3 protein-coding genes and 1 pseudogene are annotated in these 2,712 nt (G+C 65.2%); all 4 read left to right on the forward strand.

What is annotated here, in order from left to right:
- Positions 1-580, forward strand: a pseudogene (locus Q8S60_RS01120) (hypothetical protein); the annotation flags it as partial.
- Positions 577-1,041: a hypothetical protein gene (locus Q8S60_RS01125; RefSeq protein WP_305274979.1), complete on the forward strand. Its 465-nt coding sequence runs from the start codon at positions 577-579 to the stop codon at positions 1,039-1,041. The pseudogene Q8S60_RS01120 and the gene Q8S60_RS01125, both read left to right, overlap by 4 nt.
- Before the next feature lie 15 nt (positions 1,042-1,056).
- Complete coding sequence (locus Q8S60_RS01130; protein WP_305274980.1) at positions 1,057-1,470, forward strand: VOC family protein; 414 nt, start codon at positions 1,057-1,059, stop codon at positions 1,468-1,470.
- Between the two features lie 30 nt (positions 1,471-1,500).
- Positions 1,501-2,709 (forward strand): winged helix-turn-helix domain-containing protein, encoded by a 1,209-nt coding sequence (locus Q8S60_RS01135; protein ID WP_305274981.1) that lies wholly within the window; start codon positions 1,501-1,503, stop codon positions 2,707-2,709.
- Positions 2,710-2,712 lie beyond the last annotated feature (3 nt).

The raw sequence follows: 2,712 nt of genomic DNA on the forward strand, positions 1-2,712 counted from the left end.
GGTTTTCGAACTGGCGTCGTTGTTGCGCGAGGGACAGGTGGCCGAAGTCGATGTCGGCTATGCCAACGACCGGCCTTTCCTGAACGCCGCGAGCATCGGCATGACAAACACGATCAGCCGGCTGCAGAGCAAGGAACGCAAGCGGAAGCTCGGTGTGCTGAGCTATACCGTAAGCGCCATCGAAGCGGGCCTAACATCGCGCCCGTTCCGCGCGAGGTTCGAGGGTGGTGCAAAGCCGAGGGAAATGCGCTGTATTCAGCTTCTCGTCGGCAATGGCCGTTATTATGGCGGCGGCATGACCGTACACGCCGATGCGACGTTGACGGACGGTGTGCTGCATTTATATGCAGCCGTTCCGCGCTCGCTCTTCGGCATGGCGGCGCTGCTGCCCTTCCTCAAATGGGGACGGACCGACCTCGCGCCCGAAGTCCTGTGCGAGGAAGGAACGGCAATCTCGATTGCAACGAAGCCGCGGCGGCATGTATTCGCGGATGGCGAACAGATCACCGAAACGCCGGTGCAGTTCCGCGTCGCACGGCGTGCGCTCAAGGTTATCGTACCGAAGGAGAGAGCGACATGAACACCCTGTTGCTGACACCGGAAGAAGCCGCGCTCAAGGAGCTTGGCGTCGCTTGCCAGTCCGCCAGCCGGTACTACGAAACCGCCACGGAAGTGGCCGAGGACAGATGGCGCGATTTCGCCGCGCGCCGCAGCGCGGCCTATGCCGAGGCCGCGCAACGCATCGCGGAGATATTGCGCCGCGACGAGCTTCTGCCCGGCACGCCGGACGCGGACATGGAATGGCTGAAGCAGCTCGCGCTGAAAGCGCAGGCGGCTCTCTCCGGCGACGAAGCCGGCTCGCTTCTCAAAAGCTTCAAGCGGGCCGAATACAAGGTCTGGGACGCGCTCGGCGAACTCGGCCTCGCCGGTCTTGGCCCCGGCTGCGCGGATATGGCAGAATCTCTCGCCGATCTCGTGATGGAAGGTTTCCTCTGGCTCGGCGAGGAGAATGAGGCTTTCCTGAAAGAAGGCGGCAACTGACACGGACGGGCGGGCATGCGCGGCTTCATTCATCACATCGACCTGACGGTGAGGGACCCCTGGGCCTCCGCGCCTTTCTACGATGCGGTTCTCGGATATATGGGCTATCGCCGTCAGGCGGAGGATGAGCGCGGCTTCGACTGGGAGCACGCGACCTCGCCCGACCGGCTGCCGGGCGTCGGCATCTTCAAGGCGACGGGCCCGAACGCAACGCGGGCCCATGATCGCTACTCACCGGGTCTTCACCACATTGCATGGACCGCGGACAGCCGCGAGGAAGTGGACGGGCTGCACCGGCTTCTGATCGAGATCGGCGCGACGGTGCTCGATCCGCCGGCGCACTATCCCGAGTATGGCGAAGGCTATTACGCGATCATGTTCGCCGATCCCGACGGGCTCAAACTCGAACTCGTCTACGAGCCGCGCTGACATTCGCCGCGACTCGCATATGCTCGCGTCATGACGCCGCTCGAAATTTCCAACGCCGACGCAAGACGGCTTTTTCTCCACAGCCATGCGCTGTGCGGGCCGCATGAGGAGCCGCATGCGGCGCAGGACACGCTGGCGCTGGTGCGGCGGCTCGGTTTCGTCCAGCTCGATTCGATCAATACCGTCGAGCGGGCACACCACCTGATCCTTTTCTCGCGCACGCCGCACTACCGCCGCGAACATCTGGCGTCGTTGCATCATGACGAGGCGGCATTGTTCGAGCACTGGACCCATGACGCCTCGCTGATCCCCATGGAGTTCTACCCGCACTGGCGCCACCGCTTTCAGGCGGCGAAAGCACGAATAGAAGGCAGTCCGCGCTGGCAGGAGCGCATCGGCCCCGACGGCGCAAAAGTCATCCGCAACGTGCGGGCCCGCATCCGCCGCGAAGGCGGGCTCATGGCCCGCGACTTCGAGGACAAGGGAAAGGGCGCGTGGTGGGGATGGGGCCCGTCGAAAACGGCGCTCGAAACGCTCTGGCGCACCGGCGAACTGGCGATCGCGCGGCGCGAGGGCTTCGAGAAAGTCTACGACTTCGCCGAACGCGTTATTCCCGACGCCATACGCGCCGCCCGCCCGAGCCGCGCGGCGACGACCGACTGGGCCTGCCGGGAAGCATTGGCGCGGCTGGGTTTCGCGTCACCGCAGGAACTGGCGGCGTTCTGGAAGCTCGCCCCCATCGACCGGGCGAAGGCCTGGGCAGTGGCCGCATTGAAGCGCAAGGAACTTGTCGACGTGCTGGTTGAAGGCGCGGACGGCTCGCTTCGTCCCGCCCTCGCGCCCGCCGACATAGAGGAGCGGCTTGCCGATGCACCGCCGCCGCCGGACACGATGCGGTTTCTCTCGCCCTTCGATCCCGCGATACGCGACCGCAGCCGCGCGGAAAAGCTGTTCGGCTTCGACTACAAGATCGAGGTCTTCGTACCGGAGGCAAAGCGCCGTTACGGCTACTATGTTCTGCCGCTGATCGAGGGCGACCGCTTCATCGGCCGGGCCGACGTGAAGGCGCATCGCGGCGACAGGCGGCTCGAGGTGAAAGGCTTCTGGCTGGAGCCCGGGCTGAAGCTGACCAAGGCCCGCGAGCGCGCCGTGCTGCGCGCACTCGGCCATCTCGGCACGTTCACGCAGACGCCTGAGATCGATGCAGACGCTGCTCTACGGCGTGCCAAAGCCGGGTGAGGC

Origin of the sequence: Parvibaculum sp. (genome assembly GCF_030694575.1) — a bacterium.
In the GTDB taxonomy this organism is placed as follows: domain Bacteria; phylum Pseudomonadota; class Alphaproteobacteria; order Parvibaculales; family Parvibaculaceae; genus Parvibaculum.